The 18,249-nt window shown below is 65.5% G+C and carries 17 protein-coding genes; 11 read left to right on the top strand and 6 right to left on the bottom strand.

Annotated features, from left to right (window positions below; all coding sequences use genetic code 11):
• Nucleotides 1–74 precede the first annotated feature (74 nt).
• Together LRA87_RS06905 and LRA87_RS06900 are read left to right on the top strand one after the other, a co-directional pair.
• A complete protein-coding gene (locus tag LRA87_RS06905; protein ID WP_230630425.1) occupies nt 75–1,511 on the top strand; it encodes an AMP nucleosidase in 1,437 nt (478 codons plus the stop codon).
• Nucleotides 1,512–1,584: 73 nt separating this feature from the next.
• Nucleotides 1,585–2,127: a hypothetical protein gene (locus tag LRA87_RS06900; RefSeq protein ID WP_230630420.1), complete on the top strand. Its 543-nt coding sequence runs from the start codon at nt 1,585–1,587 to the stop codon at nt 2,125–2,127.
• 539 nt (nt 2,128–2,666) lie between these two features.
• Here LRA87_RS06900 and LRA87_RS06895 read toward each other — a convergent pair.
• From LRA87_RS06895 to LRA87_RS06885, 3 genes are all read right to left on the bottom strand, one after another.
• A complete protein-coding gene (locus tag LRA87_RS06895; protein WP_230630417.1) occupies nt 2,667–4,487 on the bottom strand; it encodes a M2 family metallopeptidase in 1,821 nt (606 codons plus the stop codon).
• A gap of 62 nt (nt 4,488–4,549) precedes the next feature.
• Entirely contained in the window at nt 4,550–5,311 is a 762-nt protein-coding gene (locus tag LRA87_RS06890) for an alpha/beta fold hydrolase (RefSeq protein WP_230630416.1), read from the bottom strand.
• A complete protein-coding gene (locus tag LRA87_RS06885; RefSeq protein WP_230630413.1) occupies nt 5,292–5,735 on the bottom strand; it encodes a GFA family protein in 444 nt (147 codons plus the stop codon). Before LRA87_RS06885 ends, LRA87_RS06890 begins: the two co-directional genes overlap by 20 nt.
• Before the next feature lie 109 nt (nt 5,736–5,844).
• On the opposite strand from LRA87_RS06885, the gene LRA87_RS06880 reads away from it, so the two are divergent.
• Together LRA87_RS06880 and LRA87_RS06875 are read left to right on the top strand one after the other, a co-directional pair.
• On the top strand, nt 5,845–6,105 hold the full coding sequence (locus LRA87_RS06880) for a hypothetical protein (RefSeq protein WP_443024859.1): 261 nt from the start codon (nt 5,845–5,847) through the stop codon (nt 6,103–6,105).
• Nucleotides 6,106–6,215: 110 nt separating this feature from the next.
• The gene (locus tag LRA87_RS06875) at nt 6,216–6,839 is read left to right on the top strand and encodes a YitT family protein (protein WP_230630407.1); all 624 of its coding nucleotides are present in this window, start codon (nt 6,216–6,218) and stop codon (nt 6,837–6,839) included.
• Between the two features lie 70 nt (nt 6,840–6,909).
• Here LRA87_RS06875 and LRA87_RS06870 read toward each other — a convergent pair whose 3' ends face one another.
• On the bottom strand, nt 6,910–7,938 hold the full coding sequence (locus tag LRA87_RS06870; protein ID WP_230630405.1) for an aspartate-semialdehyde dehydrogenase: 1,029 nt from the start codon (nt 7,936–7,938) through the stop codon (nt 6,910–6,912).
• A 117-nt stretch (nt 7,939–8,055) separates the two neighbouring features.
• The gene (locus LRA87_RS06865; protein ID WP_443024848.1) at nt 8,056–10,323 is read right to left on the bottom strand and encodes a S9 family peptidase; all 2,268 of its coding nucleotides are present in this window, start codon (nt 10,321–10,323) and stop codon (nt 8,056–8,058) included.
• A 224-nt stretch (nt 10,324–10,547) separates the two neighbouring features.
• Between LRA87_RS06865 and LRA87_RS06860 the strand changes: the two genes are divergently transcribed.
• The 5 genes from LRA87_RS06860 (at nt 10,548) to LRA87_RS06840 (ending at nt 14,358) form a co-directional block, all read left to right on the top strand.
• The gene (locus LRA87_RS06860; RefSeq protein WP_230630403.1) at nt 10,548–11,162 is read left to right on the top strand and encodes a DUF6975 family protein; all 615 of its coding nucleotides are present in this window, start codon (nt 10,548–10,550) and stop codon (nt 11,160–11,162) included.
• 60 nt (nt 11,163–11,222) lie between these two features.
• Nucleotides 11,223–12,071, top strand: coding sequence for an AAA family ATPase (locus LRA87_RS06855; protein ID WP_230630400.1), 849 nt, complete (start codon nt 11,223–11,225; stop codon nt 12,069–12,071).
• Nucleotides 12,072–12,295: 224 nt separating this feature from the next.
• Complete coding sequence (locus LRA87_RS06850) at nt 12,296–12,862, top strand: CHAP domain-containing protein (RefSeq protein WP_230630397.1); 567 nt, start codon at nt 12,296–12,298, stop codon at nt 12,860–12,862.
• A gap of 31 nt (nt 12,863–12,893) precedes the next feature.
• Nucleotides 12,894–14,072: a vWA domain-containing protein gene (locus tag LRA87_RS06845; RefSeq protein WP_230630395.1), complete on the top strand. Its 1,179-nt coding sequence runs from the start codon at nt 12,894–12,896 to the stop codon at nt 14,070–14,072.
• A gap of 22 nt (nt 14,073–14,094) precedes the next feature.
• Nucleotides 14,095–14,358, top strand: a complete 264-nt coding sequence (locus tag LRA87_RS06840; RefSeq protein WP_230630392.1) for a hypothetical protein — start codon at nt 14,095–14,097, stop codon at nt 14,356–14,358.
• A gap of 128 nt (nt 14,359–14,486) precedes the next feature.
• Here LRA87_RS06840 and LRA87_RS06835 read toward each other — a convergent pair whose 3' ends face one another.
• Nucleotides 14,487–15,572, bottom strand: a complete 1,086-nt coding sequence (locus tag LRA87_RS06835; RefSeq protein ID WP_230630390.1) for an anhydro-N-acetylmuramic acid kinase — start codon at nt 15,570–15,572, stop codon at nt 14,487–14,489.
• 77 nt (nt 15,573–15,649) lie between these two features.
• On the opposite strand from LRA87_RS06835, the gene rimO reads away from it, so the two are divergent.
• Together rimO and LRA87_RS06825 are read left to right on the top strand one after the other, a co-directional pair.
• A complete protein-coding gene (gene rimO, locus LRA87_RS06830; protein ID WP_230630387.1) occupies nt 15,650–16,975 on the top strand; it encodes a 30S ribosomal protein S12 methylthiotransferase RimO in 1,326 nt (441 codons plus the stop codon).
• A 74-nt stretch (nt 16,976–17,049) separates the two neighbouring features.
• Nucleotides 17,050–18,210 carry an AAA family ATPase gene (locus tag LRA87_RS06825; protein WP_230631176.1) on the top strand — a complete coding sequence of 387 codons (1,161 nt, stop codon included), beginning with the start codon at nt 17,050–17,052 and terminating at the stop codon, nt 18,208–18,210.
• The last annotated feature ends 39 nt before the right edge of the window (nt 18,211–18,249 follow it).

Raw genomic sequence — 18,249 nt, 5'->3', positions numbered from 1 at the left:
CTGGGTTCCTGCGTTCGCAGGAACACTGATGTCCCCGTCTTGCCACCGTCACAGCCATTGCGTAACAATCCGCAATGACAACCGCATCCCAGATCGTCGCGGACCTCGACCGCCTCTACCGTGCCTCGGTCGACCGCCTTCAGGCCGCGCTCAACGCCTATCTCACCCATGGCACGCCGCCTTCGCCGCAAAGCCGCGTCGACGGCTCGTTCGCCTATCCCGTCATCCGCCTGCGCTACGACAGCGTCGGCGACCGGCCCGCACCGCTGCGCTCGTTCGGCCGCCTCGTCTCGCCCGGCGAGTACACGATCAGCGTCACCAAGCCGGCGCTGTTCGCCGATTACCTGACCGAACAGCTCACGCTGCTGATCGAGGATTACGATGTCGAGGTCGAGGCGATCGAGGGACGGCAGGAAATCCCCTTTCCCTACGTGCTCGATCCCGGCCATGCGCTCAGCCTTGACACGGTGTCGGCAACCGAACTCGCCCGCCACTTTCCCGCTACCGAACTGGCGCATATCGGTGACGAGATCGCCGATGGCCTGTGGATCGCAGAGGGCGGCACCCGCCCGCTCGCGCTGTTCGACGCCCTGCGCACCGATTTCAGCCTCGCCCGCCTGCGTCATTATATGGGTACGCCGTCGGAGCATACGCAGCGCTTCGTGCTGTTCACCAACTATCACCGCTATGTCGACGAGTTCGTACGCTGGGGCGCCTCGCAGCTCGGTCCGGAAAGCCGCTTCACCGCGCTGTCCGGCGCCGGCAACATCGTCATCGACAACCCCGGCGACGTCGACAAGCTGGTCAACGACAGCGCGTGGCGCCGGCACCAGATGCCCGCCTATCACCTGATGGCGGACGACCGCACCGGTATCACCCTCGTCAACATCGGTGTCGGCCCGTCGAACGCAAAGACGATCTGCGACCACCTCGCCGTCATGCGGCCGGAGGCGTGGCTGATGATCGGCCATTGCGGCGGCCTGCGCCCGTCGCAGCGCATCGGCGACTATGTCCTCGCGCACGCCTATCTCCGCGACGACCATGTCCTCGACGACGTGCTACCGCCCGAAATCCCCGTGCCCGCGATCGCCGAAATCCAGCAGGCGCTCGCCCGCGCGTCGGAAATCGTCAGCGGCCAGTCGGGTGAGGAGCTGAAGCGTCGCCTGCGCACCGGCACGATCGTCACCACCGACGACCGCAATTGGGAACTCCGCTATTCCGCCTCCGCATTGCGCTTCTCGCTCAGCCGGGCGGTCGGCATCGACATGGAATCGGCGACGATCGCCGCGCAGGGCTATCGGTTCCGCGTTCCCTACGGCACCTTGCTCTGCGTGTCCGACAAGCCGCTGCACGGCGAATTGAAGCTGCCGGGACAGGCCAACCGCTTCTACGAACGCGCGATCAGCGAACATATGCGGATCGGCATCGAAACCTGCGAACAGCTTCGGCTGGAGGGTGAAAAGCTGCACAGCCGCAAGCTGCGCGCATTCGACGAACCGCCGTTCCGCTAAGGAATCCGGCGGCACCGGAAACCAACCGGGTCTAATGCGTTACGCTCCCGAACCAATCAGGGAGTTTACGCCCGTGGCCGACGATACCGACACGCCGAAAACCGATACGCCCGCCGCTACGCCCCGTCGTCGCGCACCGCGCAAGACCAGCGCGACGCGGAGCACGCCTGCCAAGGCGAGCACCGCGAAGCCACGCACCCCGCGCGCGAAGGCAGAGCCGTCGGCGGTGGAAAAGGTCGAGACGGCGGTTGTCGATGCCGCCACCAAGACGACCCGCCGCGCCAGGGCGGCGGTCACCAAGGCCGAGGGGGCCGTCGCCTCCGCCGCCAAGGCGGTAAAGCCCCGCTCCACCAAACGGGCAGCACCGCGCACCGGTGCGAAGAAGCCCGGCCCAAAAAAGGCGGACAAGAATACCGGCACCAGCAAATGGGGTATCGCTGCGGTCGGCGCGGGGGTCGCCGCAGTCGGAGCCGCCGCAGCAGCAGCGCTGCTCACCCTGCGCAGCAGCACCCCGAAGGAGGGTGGTAAGAAAGCGCATACGCCCGACGGCAAGGACGCCTCCAAGTCGTTCCAGGCCGGCATCGCGGATGAGAACACGATTCCTGACAAGATTTGAGGTAATAGCTCCCTTCCGTGGAAGAGAGGGCACAGGGGATGGGTTGCGGCCTGCCGATACGGCACCGGCAATGCCAGGCCATGACGTATCGCGAGCACGCCACCCACCCCAGCCCCTCCCTGAGAGGGAGGGGAGATGAGTGATCGGCTGGTTCGTGCTATGCGGCCACGAGAACACTGTCCTTGGCGGCAGTAGCCCTACTCCCCTCCCTGCAAGGGAGGGGTTGGGGGTGGGTGGAGCCCGGGCGATATGTCAGCGTCAACGCTCGACCCCGACGTATCGCGAGTTCCGCCCACCTAGGGCCGATCGACATTCAGGTTCCGCTGGTTGCTTTGAACGTCTCCGTCACCCCGGACTTGTTCCGGGGTCCACCGTGTGGCCGAGGGAAACGGTGGAGCCTCTTGCTATTCCCTCTCGGCACGGTGGACCCCCGGAACAAGTCCGGGGTGACGATGGCTTTGGGGCAGTCCTGGTTGTGCAGGCAGTCCGCAGGCCCGAACGTCGATCCGTCCTGGGAAAAGACACGAGAACTCAAGCCCTCACCATCCTGTCGGCTTGCCCTTGTTCTGCTGATCCAGCCACGTCTTCAACGGCGCGAAATATTCCACCAGCGCCTTGCCCGACATCTGCCGCGATCCGGTCATCACCTGCAACGCATCCGGCCACGGCTTCGACTGCCCCATCGCCAGCATCGTGTTCAGCTTCTCGCCGACCGCCTTGTCACCGAAGAACGAGCAGCGATGCAGCGGCCCCTTCCAGCCCGACTGATCGCACGCCGCCTTGTAGAACTGGAACTGCAACACCCGCGCCAGAAAGTAGCGCGTGTACGGCACCGTCGCGGGGATGTGATACTTCGCACCCGCATCGAACTTGGTCTCGTCACGCGCGACCGGCGGCTTGATCCCCTGATATTGCAGCCGCAGCGCATCCCAGCCCTTCTGGTAGTCGCCCGTCGCGATCTTGCCCGAGAAGACGTTCCAACGCCATTTGTCGACCAGCAGGCCGAACGGCAGGAACGCGACCTTGTCCATCGCCTGCCGCAGCAGCAGTCCGATGTCCTTGTCCGCAGCCGGCACCTGCGCCTGGTTCAGCAGCCCGATCTTCACCAGATAATCCGGCGTGATCGACAGCGCGACAGTGTCGCCGATCGCCTCGTGGAAGCCGTCGTTCGCGCCGTTCTTGTAGAGGAACGGCTGGTTCTTGTACGCGCGCTGGTAGTAATTGTGGCCGAGCTCATGGTGGATGGTGACGAAATCGTCGCCGTTCACCTTGGTGCACATCTTGATGCGGATATCGTCCGCATTGTCGATGTTCCATGCCGACGCATGACAGATCACCTCGCGATCCGCCGGCTTGGTGATCTGCGAGCGCTGCCAGAACGTCTCCGGCAACGGCGCGAAGCCGAGCGAGGAATAAAAGCCCTCGCCCTGCTTCACCATCTTGAGCGGATCGTAGCCCTTGGCCTTCAGCAACTCGCCGGTGTCATAGCCAACGTCCCCCGCCCCCTTCGGCGCGACGATGTCGTAGATGTTGCCCCATTCCTGCGCCCACATGTTGCCGAGCAGGTCGCTGCGGATCGGCCCGGTCTTCGCCTGCACTGCATCGCCGTATTTTTCGTTCAGCTTCCACCGCACATAGGTGTGCAGCGACAGGTACAGCGGCTCGACCTCCTTCCAGATCTGGTCGGTCAGTGCCTCGAACTGCTGCGGGCTCATGTCGTAGCCCGACCGCCACATCGCACCGACATCGCCGAAGCCCAGCTCCTTCGCGCCGGCGTTCGAGATCGCGGTCATTCGCGTATAGTCCTTGCGCATCGGCGCGCCGACATTGTCGTTCCAGCTGACCCACATCTCCTGCAACTTGGCAGGATCGCGCGTCTCGCCCATCGCCGCCTCGATGTCGGACCCGTTGATCGGCTTGCCGTCGAGCGTACCCTTGCCCTTGCCGTAGCTCGACGACATGCGGGTGGTCAGCGTCGCCAGTTCGGTCGCCGCGCCCGGCGTCGTCGGTGCGGGCAGGCCTACGCCGTTCTTCAGGATATCGAGCTTGCGGCGGGTGTCGCCCGACACGCCGGCAAGGCCGTTGAAACGCGCGGCGCCCTTCGCCCATTGCACCGCCTTCTCGGTCAGCTCGGCGCCCGACTTGGCGGCAAGTGCGTCGGTGTCATCGGTGATATAGGTCGCGTTGACCCAGGCGGTCTGGTTGGCGGGGATCGACATGTCCGCCGCCTCCTTCTCGACCGCGGCGACATAGGCATCGGCCTCGGCAACGGTGGGCTTGGCGGCGGGCGAAGCGGTCTGCGCGGTTACGGGCGCGGCGAACAGCGCCACGGCGAGCGCGGCGGTGGAAACGAGACGCATGGAATGGAAACCTCTGACAAACATCGTGTTGCCGCCACGATGCGCGCCTCACCCCGTGTCGGTCAAGCCGCCAGGAAGTCCGCGATCGCCTGTCCCAGCTCCGGCTTCGCCACCGCACTCATGTGTCCGCCCGGCACCTCGCGGAACACCGCTTGCGGGATCGCATCGGCCAGCGCCGCGCCAGACCCGTTGTCGTCGTCCTCCGCCCCGGTGATCACCGCCACCGGCACCTGGATCGCCTCCACCGCCGCCAGTGGCGTATCGACGAACGTCTCAAGCACGTTGAGCAACGCCACCGGATCGCCGCCGGTTGTCTTCAGGAAAGCCTCGGTCATCCATTCGTTGGTGCCGCGCTCGAAACTGCCGAGGTTGGTCAGGATATTGCGGAAATAGTCGCCGCGCCCGGAGGTTTGCAGGATACCGGCCAGCCCCATCCCCGACAGCACCGCCCGTCGCGGCGTCGCGCCGTTGACCAGCATCCGCATCGTCGTCCGCCCGCCGAGCGAATAGCCGCCCAGATCATAGTCGCTCAGCCCCAGATGCGCGATCAACGCCATGCCGTCGCGCATCAGCGCATCGGGCGGATACGCCGATGGCTCGTGCGGCCGGTCGCTGAGGCCATGACCGCGCAGATCGGGCATGATCACGCGGAACCCGCGCGCTGCAACCTTCGCGGCATGGCCGTATTTGATCCAGTTCACTTCGGCGGTCGAGAAATAGCCGTGGATCAACACCACCGGCCGCCCCTCGCCCAGCTCGCGCCAGGCTATGCGGGTGCCGTCGAAGCTGGCGAAATACTGCGGGTCAGTGGGGAAGTCGGCCAAGGGTCTCGATCCATCTGTTGGCGATGCGTTCGTTCTCATCCGTGCGTTGGGTCGGAAGGCCGCGCGTGTCCAGCCATTGCGGGTGCCAGCTCTCCACCCCGCTATGTGCGACCGGTCGGAACGCCGAGGGATCGTCAAAGCTGCCGACGGTAAGATCCATCATGTCGTGACCATCCGATTCGTAGGTCATCGGCGTACCACAGCGTGCGCAGAACCCCCGCTGTGCGAACGGCGACGATCGATAACGTTCCGGCTCCCGCGTCGTCCATGTGACCGCCGCCACCTCGACCAGCGTGAACGCGATCGATACCCCGCCGGTCGCACGCTGGCACATCCGGCAATGGCACAGATACGCCTCGTCATCCATCAGCCGTACGGAATACCGGACCGTACCGCACTGGCATCCACCCGTCGCCACTCGCATACCGGCATATCCTTTCGCATATCCGGGCTAAAGGACCCCAGACCGTTTTGGCCTGTTCACACCCGCCCAAAGGGCATACTCTCCCTTCAAATATATAAGGAGAGCGATGATGGACAATGGTCTGCAATCCCATACCGGTGACGAAAGTCTCGTGATTCTGCAGAGTCTGCTATGCCTGTTGCGTGAAAAGAACGTCCTCAGCCGCGCGGATATCGAGGAGTTGACCGATCGCGTCGCGATGCGCGCCGCACAGGCGGAACGCGACCCGCTTCCCTGTTGCGCCGAAGCGACGCAGGCGGCGGCACGCGAGATGGCGAGGATCGGCGATTACGTCGGACATCGCTATGGCGGGAAGCACCGCCGCATCTGACGCCCCGCGCACGCGAGCCTTTCGTTCGCGTGCGACTGCTGTATGACGCGAACGTCGCCGGCTAGAGCGACGAAAGGGGAGAGTGCCTGACCCATCACGCATGAGGTCCGATGCAACCCCGCGACGATTCCCTGCCGCTCGGCCGCCCGCACAGCGTCGCCGAAGACGCCTATGCCCTCGCGATCGGCTGCATCCTGCTCGTCATCGGGCTGATGTTCCTGAAGGCGGCGGGCCTCGTCACCGGCGGGGTCGCCGGCATTGCGCTGCTGTTATCCTATCGGCTTCCCATCCCCGCCGGCGTGCTGTTCACGCTCATCAACATCCCGTTCTTCGCCTTCGCTCACAAAGCGATGGGCGCCAAGTTCGCGGTGAAGTCGCTGCTGGTCAACTGCGGCATCGCGTTGTTCTCCGCGGTGTCGCGACTGTCGATCAACGTGGTCGACGTCCATCCCGCCTTTGCCGCGCTGGTCGGCGGTACGGTGATCGGCCTCGGCATCCTGGTCCTCGCCCGCCATCAGGCCGGGGTCGGCGGCACCGGGGTGATCACATTATGGCTTCAGAACACCCGCGGCTGGAACGCGGGCCGTACCCAGATCGCGATCGACGTCGTGATCCTCGCGATCTCCATCCCCGTCATCAGCGGCCCGCAGCTCGGCTGGTCGGCATTGAGCGCAGCCGCCATCAGCCTGATCCTCATCGCCTGGCACCGCCCCGGGCGCTACATCGGCCATTGATCGGCAGGCGAGCGTGTGCGGATCGGCACCTGTCCCGTAGGACAGATGCCGTCACCCCGCTATCAGGCGCTCAGCCGTCCTTCTTCAGATGCCGCCGGCCGAGCAGCTCGGCGATCTGCACCGCGTTCAGCGCCGCGCCCTTGCGGAGATTGTCGCTGACACACCACAGGTTCAGGCCGTTCTCCACCGTCGGGTCCTCGCGAACGCGGCTGATGTAGGTCGCGTCGTCGCCCGCCGCCTCGATCGGCGTGATGTAGCCGCCATCCTCATGCTTATCGATCAGCATGATGCCGGGCGCCTCGCGCAGGATACGCTTGGCGTCCTCGGCCGAAATCTCGTCCGCGAATTCGACGTTGATCGATTCCGAATGGCCGACGAATACCGGCACGCGGACGCATGTCGCGGTGACCTTGATCTTGGGATCGAGGATCTTCTTGGTCTCGACCACCATCTTCCACTCTTCCTTGGTCGATCCGTCGTCCAGGAAGCTGTCGATGTGCGGGATCACGTTGAACGCAATCTGCTTGGTGAATTTCTTGGCCTCGGCGGGATCACCGACGAAGATGTTGCGGCTCTGCTCGAACAGCTCGTCCATACCGACCTTGCCCGCGCCCGATACCGACTGGTAGGTCGATACGACGACGCGCGTGATCCTGGCGAAATCATGCAGCGGCTTCAGCGCGACGACCATCTGCGCGGTCGAGCAATTCGGATTGGCGATGATGTTCCTGGCCTTGTAGCCGTCGATCGCCGCGGCATTCACCTCCGGCACGATCAGCGGCACGTCGGGATCCATCCGGTACAGCGACGAATTGTCGATCACCGTGCAGCCCGCCGCGGCGAACCTGGGCGCATAGACCTTGGTCGCGTCGCTGCCGATCGCGAACAGCGCCATGTCCCAGCCGGCGGGGTCGAAATGCTCGATGTTCTGCACCTTGAGCATCTTGCCGGTGTCGCCGTATTCGATCGTCTCGCCCTGGCTGCGGCTCGACGCCAGCACCGCGATCTCGTCCGCCGGGAATTCGCGCTCGGCGAGGATGTTGACCATCTCGCGCCCGACATTGCCCGTCGCGCCCGCGACCACCACCCGATAACCCATGAAACCCTCCACTCGAATGCCCGCGCCCCTAACGGCGTTGCGTCAGCGCGTCCAACAGCTTCTCGTTTGTTGCGCGGATAGCCCCGCTTGGCGAGCGGGGCCGCGGCCCCGCCACGCTCACTGCGCCGGCTTGTTCTTCACGTTGCGATCGAGGAACTCCAGGATCGTCCCCCACAGGTGCTGGCTCACCCCCGGCCCCGCCACGCGATGGGTATAGCCGGGGTAGAACATCATCTCGAACGGCGTTCCCGCCCCCTGCATCTTCGCGGCGACCTTGGTCGAATTGTCGAGGAAGACGTTGTCGTCCGCCATGCCGTGGATCAGCAGCAGCGGGTCCTTGATGTTCACCGCATCCTCGACCGCCTCCGACGACGCATAGCTTTTTGGGTCCTTCGCCGGATCACCCAGATAGCGCTCGGTATAATGCGTATCGTACAGCTGCCAGTCGGTCACCGGCGCACCGGATACCGCCGCGGCATATACGCCGGGCGTCTTCTCCAGCATCTTCAGCGACATGTACCCGCCGTACGACCAGCCATAGGTCGCGATCTTGCCGCCGTCGACGAACGGCAGCGACTTCAGGTAATTCGCCCCCGCCAGCTGGTCCTCGACCTCGACCGTCCCCATCGCGTGATAGATCTGGTCCTCGAACGCCTTGCCGCGGTTGTATGAGCCGCGGTTGTCGATCTTGAAATAGACCCAGCCCTGATCGACCAGGAACTGCGGCAGCGCCCCCTGCCAGCCACGCGTCACCTGCTGGCCGGTGCCGGGGCCGCCGTAATGTTCGAAGAACACCGGATACTTCTTGCCTGCGACGAGCGGCGGCGTGATCATTTCCCAGTACAGCGTCGTGCCGTCCTTCGCCTTGATCGTGCCGAACTTGGTCGCCTGATGGCTTTGCAGGAAGGGGAAATAGGGGTGGCCGGCGACCACCGCATTCTCGTTGATCCACGCGATCCGCTTGCCGGTGACGTCCGCCATATAGACCTGCGCCGGCTGGGTCGGGTTCGACCGCGATACGATGAAGCGGCTCGCCGCCTTGTCCATGCTCGCGCCGTTGGTCCAGCCGAGCTCGGTCAGCCGCGACACGACGTTCGGTCGCGCGATATCGACGGAATACAGATGCTGCTCCAGCACGTCGTCCTTGGTGCCGGTGAAGTACAGCCGTCCCCCACCCGATCCTTTGGCGCCCTCATCGACGCCGGTCAGCCCCGTGACCACCCACGGCCCCTTGGTCAGCTGCGTCCACTTGCCGCCCGGCGTCCAGCGATACAGATGACCGAAACCATCGCGCTCGGACCGCCAGATCAGGCTGCCGTCCTTCATCGGCTTGTAATCGTCGCTGAGGTTCAGCCAGCTCTTCGCGCCCGCCTTCTCGGTGAACAGCACGCTCGCCTTGCCCGTCTCAGGGTCGACGCGGAGCATGTCGAGCGTCTTCTGGTCGCGGCTCTGGCGCTGCACCAGCAAAGTCTTGCCATCGGGCGTCCAGTCGACCCGCGCCAGATAGATGTCGGGGTTGGCGCCGAGATCGACCTTCACCTGCCCCGATCCGTCCGGCCGCATCACGTACAGCTCGACCAGCACGTTCGGCGTCCCTGCGGCGGGATAGCGCTGCTCGTACGTCTTGGTCCCCGCCGCGCCGATCGACGCGCGGGTGAAGACATGCACCGGTGCCTCGTCGAACTTCTCGACCGCGATGAAGCGCTCGTCCGGCGACCACCAATAGCCGGTGCGACGATCCATTTCCTCCTGCGCGACGAATTCCGCCTCGCCGAAGTGGACCGTGCCGCCGCCGCCCTGCGTCACCGCCCGCGCCTCGCCACCGGCGAGCGGCTGCGCGAACAGGTTCTGGTCGCGCACGAAGCTGACGTAACCGCCCTTCGGCGACACCACCGGGTTGAGCTCGCCGCCGGGAGTCGCAGTCAGCCGGCGGACCTTGCCGTCGAGCGTTGCGAGGTAGAGGTCGCCGTCCAGCGGCACCAGGATCGATCGCCCGTCGGGCGCGAAGTCGTACGCGACGATGCCCTTCGACCCGCCGATCCGTGCTCGTTCGCGCTGCATCTTCTCCGCCTCGGTCAGCTCCGCGCCGGTGCCGACCTTCTTGCTGTCGACCAGCATCCGCTCCGCGCCTGTCCGCGTATCGCGCGCCCACAGGTCGGTGCGCTCCTTCTCGTCGGCGCGCGGGCGCAGGAACGTCAGCAGCGTTCCGTCCGGCGACAGCCGCACCCCGCGCGGCTGCGATCCCGACAAATCGGGGCTGCCAAACACGCGTGCCAGCGTCAGATCACCCGCCCTCGCGTCGGTCGCCGTTTGCGCCATCACCTCAGCGCTCATCGCCATGCTCCCCGCCGACGCGAGTGCCAAAGCCACGATCCATCCCCGCATGTACCTTCTCCGAAAAACGTGCCGCCGTTCTTAGGCCACGTTCCGGCGACGTAAAGGTGCATTGAGACAGGGTTACCGTCGTATTCACCCTGTCTTTACGCGGTTCGGTATAGGTAGCGGGCGGACAAGAGGCCGGTCGCATCGGATGGGCGGGCGGCTTCGAACAACTCCGGGGTATCATGTTGGACACGGCACAGACGGGCTGGCACGCTAGCGCATGGGACATGGTGGCCCAGCTGGGCGAGGCCGACGGCAGCGTCACCCACCCCCACCTCGCCTATCTCATCTCGCCGGCCGCCCCTGCCCGCGACCTGTCCGACGCGGTGCATGCGCTGTGCGCCGTCCACGGCGACCATCCCGGTCTCGCCGGCGAAGCGCGCACGTCGTGCGTCCAGCCCGACGCCTGCGACTGGCTCGATGCCGTTGCCGAGGCATTCGTAGGCGAACGCGCCTATATCGCCCAGCTCGCCGCCGCCGCAGGCCCGCTGCCCTCCACCCCCGGTCAGGCCGAAACCGAAGCGGCGCTCATCACCAGCCGTCACGCACTCGAAATGCTCGCCAAATCCGAACGCCGCGGCTGCGCGACGGGTGCCGTCGCCGCGCTGGTGCAGGATTGGACGACGATCCGCCTGCTGCTCGACCGTGCCGCGATGCGCTTCGGCGTGGAGCCGGTTCCCGCGACCTTCCCGCCCCAGGCGGAAACCGCCGCCAGCGTCGCCATGCTCGGCGGCACACCCGCGACCGAACGCGCGGTCAGCTTCGGCGCGCAGCAGTTGCTGGCGCAGCACCGCGCGATCTGGGCGCTGCTCGAAGCACGCGCGAGCGCCCGCGAAGGCTGACCTTGCACCGGCGGAGGCAATCCGCCACGACGTACCCGACATTCAATTTCGGGAACGGCCATGAAGCGCTTCGAAGGCACGCAAAGCTATGTCGCCACCGACGACCTGAAGGTCGCGGTCAACGCGGCGGTCACGCTCCGCCGCCCCCTGCTGGTGAAGGGTGAACCCGGCACCGGCAAGACCGTGCTGGCCTATGAGATCGCCAAGGCGACCGGCGCCGAACTGATCGAATGGAACGTCAAATCGACGACCAAGGCGCAGCAGGGCCTGTACGAATATGACGCCGTCGCCCGCCTGCGCGACGGCCAGCTCGGCGACGAGCGCGTCCACGACATCGCCAATTACATCCGCCGCGGCAAATTGTGGGAAGCCTTTACCCGCCCGACTCCGCCCGTGCTGCTGATCGACGAGATCGACAAGGCCGACATCGAATTCCCCAACGACTTGTTGCAGGAACTCGATCGCATGGAGTTCCACGTCTACGAGACGAAGGAGACCGTCCGCGCGGTCGAACGCCCGATCGTCGTCATCACCAGCAACAATGAAAAGGAGCTGCCCGACGCCTTCCTGCGTCGCTGCTTCTTCCACTACATCAAGTTTCCAGACCGCGACACGATGCAGGCGATCATCGATGTCCACTTCCCCGGCATCCAGAAGATCCTGGTCAGCAAGGCGATGGACATCTTCTACGACGTTCGCGACGTTCCCGGCCTCAAGAAGAAACCCAGCACCAGCGAGCTGCTCGACTGGCTGAAGCTGCTCCTGCACGAAGACATGCCGCTCGACGTCCTCCAGAACCGCGATCCCACCAAGGCGATTCCGCCCCTCCACGGCGCGCTACTGAAGAACGAACAGGACATCATGCTGTTCGAACGACTGGCCTTCATGGCCAAGCGGCAGGGGCGCTGAGGCTCCCGATCCACGATCCGGTTCTGAATACATATCCGTCATCCCGCGATATCCGTCGTCCTCGCGATATCCGTCATCCGGGCGAACGCCGGGATGACCGAATATGCCGGCAGCCTGAACTCTCATTCCGCCCCCGCAACGACCGGCAAATAATTGCCGGTTTCATGTCCTTTTAACCACAATCGCCAACCTGACAGTCATCCTGCCGGCCCTAAACCCACGCTATGCGGGGCTTTCTTCCCAGACGCGGCATCGCGGCCGCTGCAACATTGGCGGCAATGCTGCTTGCCGCCGGTCCTGTCGCATCGGCAGGTCTGCTCGATTACGTCGGGCAATGTGTCCCCTTCGCGCGCGCCGCATCCGGCATCCAGATCTATGGTGACGCGTGGACGTGGTGGGATCAGGCGAACGGCAAATACGACCGCGGCCACACGCCCCAGACCGGCTCCGTCATCGTCTTCGCCAAGACAGGTCGGCTGCCGCTCGGCCATGTCGCGGTCGTCAGCCGCGTCGTGGAAAAGCGGGTGTTGATGCTGACCCACGCCAACTGGTCGCGCCAGAACGGCGAGCGGGGCCATGCCGAACAGGACGTGACGCTCTACGACGTCTCCGACGACAACGACTGGAGCGAGGTAAAGGTCTGGTTTCGCGATGCCGACGGGCTCGGCGGCAGCATCTATCCGGTCAAGGGATTCATCTACGGCGGGCGCCCCTCGCCCCAACTCACCAGTCGCAACCCCGACTATGTCGGCGCCCTGATCGACGCCTATGTTCCGACGGCGGACCGGTAGACACGTCGCACCGCGCGCGTAAGATGCCGGCATGTTCCTCAACTTCCTCGACGAGCTTCGCACCGCCGGGATTCCGGCCAGCCTGAAGGAACATCTCGTCCTGCTGGAGGCGCTCGACGCCGGGGTGATCGATCGTACCCCCGAAGCCTTCTATTATCTCGCCCGCGCCACATACGTGAAGGACGAGGGGCTGCTCGATCGTTTCGATCAGGTCTTCGCCAAGGTCTTTCGCGGCATCACCACTACCTACGGCACGCAGGCGGAGGATATTCCCGCCGACTGGCTGAAGGCGGTCGCCGGGAAATTCCTGACGCCGGACGAGATGGAACGCATCAAGTCGCTCGGCTCGTGGGACGAGATCATGGAGACGCTGAAGCAGCGGCTGGAGGAACAGCGGTCCCGGCATCAGGGCGGCAGCAAATGGATCGGCACCGGCGGCACCAGCCCGTTCGGTAACGGTGGCTACAACCCCGAAGGCGTCCGCATCGGCGGAGAGGGCAAGCACGGCCGCGCGTTGAAGGTGTGGGACCAGCGCGAATTCAGGAATCTCGATTCGACCCGCGAACTCGGCACCCGCAACATCAAGGTCGCGCTCCGCCGCCTGCGCCGCTTCGCGCGCGAAGGCGCGGCGGACGAACTCGACATCGACGGCACGATCGACGGCACCGCGCGCCAGGGCTGGCTAGACGTGCGCATGCGACCGGAACGCCGCAACGCGGTAAAATTACTCCTCTTCCTCGACATCGGCGGATCGATGGACCCGTGGGTGAAGCTCTGCGAGGAACTGTTCAGCGCCGCGACCGCCGAATTCAAGAACCTCGAGTTCTTCTACTTCCACAATTGCCCGTACGAGGGGGTGTGGAAGGACAATAGCCGCCGCTTCGCCGAGCGCACGCCGCTATGGGACGTGCTTCACAAGTTCGGCCACGATTACAAACTGGTGTTCGTCGGCGATGCGTCGATGAGCCCATATGAAATCACCCATCCCGGCGGCTCGGTCGAGCATCACAACGAGGAATCGGGCGCGGTGTGGATGCAGCGGCTGACCAACACCTATCCTGCCGCGGTATGGCTCAACCCGGTGCCGGACGGCCAATGGGGCTACAGCCAGTCGATCCGCATCCTGCGCGAATTGATGACCGACCGCATGTACCCGCTGACCCTCGCCGGCCTCGACGACGCGATGCGGGAACTGACGCGGAAACGATAGACTTGGATACGGGAGAAAGACGATGCGCTGCCTGCCCCTGTTCGCCATCCTGCTGCCGACCACCGCCCTAGCCACGCCGGGGCCCAATCCCATTCCGAAAAAGACGAACACGCCGGTTATCGGCAAGACGGGCGAACGCTGCCCGCGCGTCGCCAGCCGGCGCGTCGGCGACGTGCCGCCCCCCGGCGCCCGCAAGCTCGGAGACATGCCGCCCGCCAAGCCGATTTATACCGTGGTGCGCGAAATCAACGGGTGTGCCATTCCGGTGAGTGTCGGCGCGCGCTAAACCATGTTCCCACCCGTCATCCCGGCGAACGCCGGGACCCATGGACGCGTGGCCTAGGTGGCGCTCACATCACTGATCGCTCGCACCCATCGGTCTGGGCGTTCGCCGGGATGACGGGAGTTTAGAGATCAAACCCGACTTACCACCCCACCGACGATCGCCTCGCCCACCCCGGTCGTCCCCGGAAAGCTGATCGGCAGCCCCTTCAATGTCCGCACCGCCATATACGCGAACCCCTCCGCCTCCATCGCATCGCCGTTCCACCCCAGCGCATCGCTCGGCTCCGGCACCAGTCCGGTCCGCTCCCCGATCATCCGCAGCATCGTCGGATTATGCCGCCCGCCACCCGCCACGATCAGCCGCCTCGGCCGCGCCGGCAACCGATCGATCGCCTCGTTGACGCTCGCCGCGGTGAAGGCGGTCAACGTCGCAGCCCCATCCGCCGCCGCCAGCCCGCGCGCCGGCTGGATGGTGAAATCGTTGCGATCGAGGCTCTTGGGCGGTGCCAATTCGAAGAAGGGATGGTCGAGCATGCCCGTCAACACCGCCTCGTCGACCCGCCCCGCCGCTGCCAAAGCGCCGCCCTGGTCGAACCGCGCCCCCGTCGCCGCCTCGACCCAGCTATCGATCAAGCCGTTCGCCGGCCCGGTATCGAACGCGACCAGCGTCCCGTCCGCCCCGACGAAGGTGATGTTGGCGACCCCCCCCAGGTTGAGCACCGCCACCGGCAATTCCAGCCCCGCCGCCAGCGCCGCATGGTAGACCGGCAGCAACGGCGCGCCCTGTCCGCCCGCCGCCACGTCGGCGCTGCGGAAGTCGCTCACCACCGTCACACCGGTCGCCCGCGCCAGCACCGCGCCATCGCCGATCTGCCACGTCCAGCCCCGATCCGGCCGATGCGCAACGGTCTGCCCATGGTAGCCGATGACGTCGATAGCCGACGCTTCGACCCCGGCCTCGCGCAGCAGCTTGTGCACCGCAAAGGCATGCGTCCGGTCGATCAACTCCCCCGCCGCGACCAGATCAGGGCTCGCCCGTGGCCGATCGAACGTCAGCGCCAGCGCGGTCGCCGCCGCCAGCTGCGCCCGCGCCGCATCGGAATAGGGCTCCCCCCGGAACACGACGGCACGCACTTGCCCCTCGCCATCCGTCTCGATCAGTGCCGCATCGATCCCGTCGAGCGAAGTCCCGGACATCAAACCAATCGCCAGCATGCACGCTTACTCCTTGTCCGCGCTCTAGCCGGACCATCTGGCGAAACCATGCGAAAACGACTATGTGAGCCGTTCTCATGGCAACTCGTCTTCCCTCCCCGCCGCGCGTCGGCATGGTTTCGCTCGGCTGTCCCAAGAACCTGGTCGACAGCGAACGCATCCTTACCCAGCTGCGCGCCGACGGCTATCAGATGTCGGCCAATTACGCCGGCGCCGACGTCGTGCTGGTCAACACCTGCGGCTTCCTCGACTCCGCCAAGGAGGAGAGTCTCGAGGCCATCGGCGAGGCGATCGCCGAAAACGGCCGCGTCATCGTGACGGGCTGCATGGGCAAGGAGGCAGACGTCATCCGCGCTCGCTTCCCGCAGGTGCTCGCGGTCACCGGCGCGCATCAATACGAACAGGTCGTCGAGGCGGTGCACGAGGCTGCGCCCGCCAACTTGTCGCCCTACATCGACCTGATCCCCGATGCCGGCCTGAAGCTGACGCCGCGCCATTACAGCTATCTCAAGATTTCGGAGGGCTGCAACCACCGCTGCTCCTTCTGCATCATCCCCAGCCTGCGCGGCGATCTCGTCAGCCGCCGCCCCGACGCGATCCTGCGCGAGGCGGAAAAGCTGGTCGCCGCCGGCACCCGCGAACTGCTCGTCATCAGCCAGGACACGTCGGCCTACGGCATCGATATCCGCAAGGAACCGCGGATATGGAAGGGGCAGGAGGTCGTGCCGCACATGACCGATCTCGCCCGCGAACTCGGCAAGATCGCACCCTGGGTCCGCCTCCACTACGTCTATCCCTATCCCCACGTCGATCAGGTCATCCCGCTGATGGCCGAGGGGCTGGTGCTGCCCTACCTCGACATCCCCTTCCAGCACGCCGCGCCGTCGGTGCTCAAGCGGATGAAGCGCCCCGGCAACGATGCCAAGGTGCTGCAACGCATCCATCAGTGGCGCGACATCTGTCCCGATATCGCGATCCGCTCGACCTTCGTCGTCGGCTTCCCCGGCGAGACCGAGGCGGACTTCGAATACCTCCTCGACTGGCTCGACGAAGCGCAGCTCGACCGCGTCGGTGCGTTCCGCTTCGAACCGGTCGAAGGTGCGGCAGCGAACCTCCTGCCCGACCACGTACCGGAAGAAGTGAAGGAGGAACGCTACCAGCGCATCATGGCGAAAACCGCCGCGATCAGCGCCGCCAAGCTTACCGCAAAGATCGGCCGCACGCTGCCTGTCATCATCGACGAAGTCGGCGAAGAAGGTGCGACCGGCCGCAGCCAGGCCGACGCGCCCGAGATCGACGGCCAGGTTTTCCTTCGCGACGCCGCCCACCTTGCGGTCGGCGACATCGTGCCGGTCGCGATCGAGGACGCGGACGAACACGACCTGTACGGCGTGCCGCTCTGACGTAAAACCACGACGGTAACGGCTCTTAGCTCGCTCTGCTGGACGGGTCAGGAGCATCGGCGCAAGCTTTGGCGATGATGACCCGCCTCGCCATCGCCGGCTATCGATCGATCCGTGATATGACGGTCGATCTGGCGCCACTCACCATCGTCACTGGTCCGAATGGATCGGGCAAGTCGAGCCTCTACCGATCGCTTCGCCTGTTGTCGGACGTCGCGCAGGGACGGCTCATCGCATCGCTCGCTCAAGAGGGTGGCCTGTCCTCGGTGTTGTGGGCTGGACCCGAGAAGATCAGTGCCGACATGCGCAGCGGTCGCGTGCCGGTGCAAGGCACCCGTCGATCGGATCCCATCGCGCTCAAGCTGGGCTTTTCGGGCGCTGACTTCGGCTACGCGGTCGACCTCGGTTTGCCGGTCCCCGGTTCAGGATTCGCCAACGATCCCGAGATCAAGGTCGAGGCGATGTGGAACGGCGAACTGCTCGGCCGTGCCAACCTGTTTGCCGAGCGACGCGGCCCCCTGGTCACGCTGCGCACTAGCGAGACCGGCGAATGGCGACGCAGTCCCGTGGACCTGTCGTCCTTCGATACGATGGTGACCCATGCCGCCGACCCGAGGGATGGCCTCGAACTGCTGCTGATGCGGGAGCGGATGCGGAACTGGCGCTTCTACGATGCGCTCCGCACCGATCAGACCGCGCCGGCCCGCCGTCCGCAGGTAACGACCTACACACCCGTGCTGGCGAGCGACGGCAGCGATCTGACCGCCGCGATCGCGACGATCCATGCCATCGGCGATGGTGCTGCGCTCGACAACGCGGTCGACGACGCCTTTGCCGGCTCGTCGATCGCGTTCACCGCCAGCGGTCCCAATCATGTGACGATCGGCATGCGCCAGCCGGGCATGCTCCGTCCGCTGGGTGCGAGCGAACTGTCGGACGGCACGTTGCGCTACCTGTTGTTGGTGGCCGCTCTTCTATCGCCACGGCCGCCCGAACTGATGGTCCTGAACGAACCGGAGGCGAACCTGCACCCGTCGCTGCTGCCGGCGTTGGCCCGACTGCTGCTCGCCAGCGCGAACACGTGCCAGATCATCGTCGTGTCGCACAGCGGCGCCCTGATCGATGCACTCGGCGCGAGCGAGCAGGCGCGCAGCATCGCTCTCGCCAAGGACATGGGCGAGACGCGTGTTTCCGGCCAGCGCTTCGGTCCCGACTGGCGTTGGCCGAAGCGCTAAAGCCGATCCTCGGCGCTGGCCGGCGACACGAAGGTGCGG

This window comes from Sphingomonas sp. Leaf37, from assembly GCF_920939475.1.
GTDB lineage: Bacteria > Pseudomonadota > Alphaproteobacteria > Sphingomonadales > Sphingomonadaceae > Sphingomonas.
The sequence above is the reverse complement of the archived record's forward strand: the minus strand, read 5'-3'. Positions and strand labels throughout refer to the sequence as shown.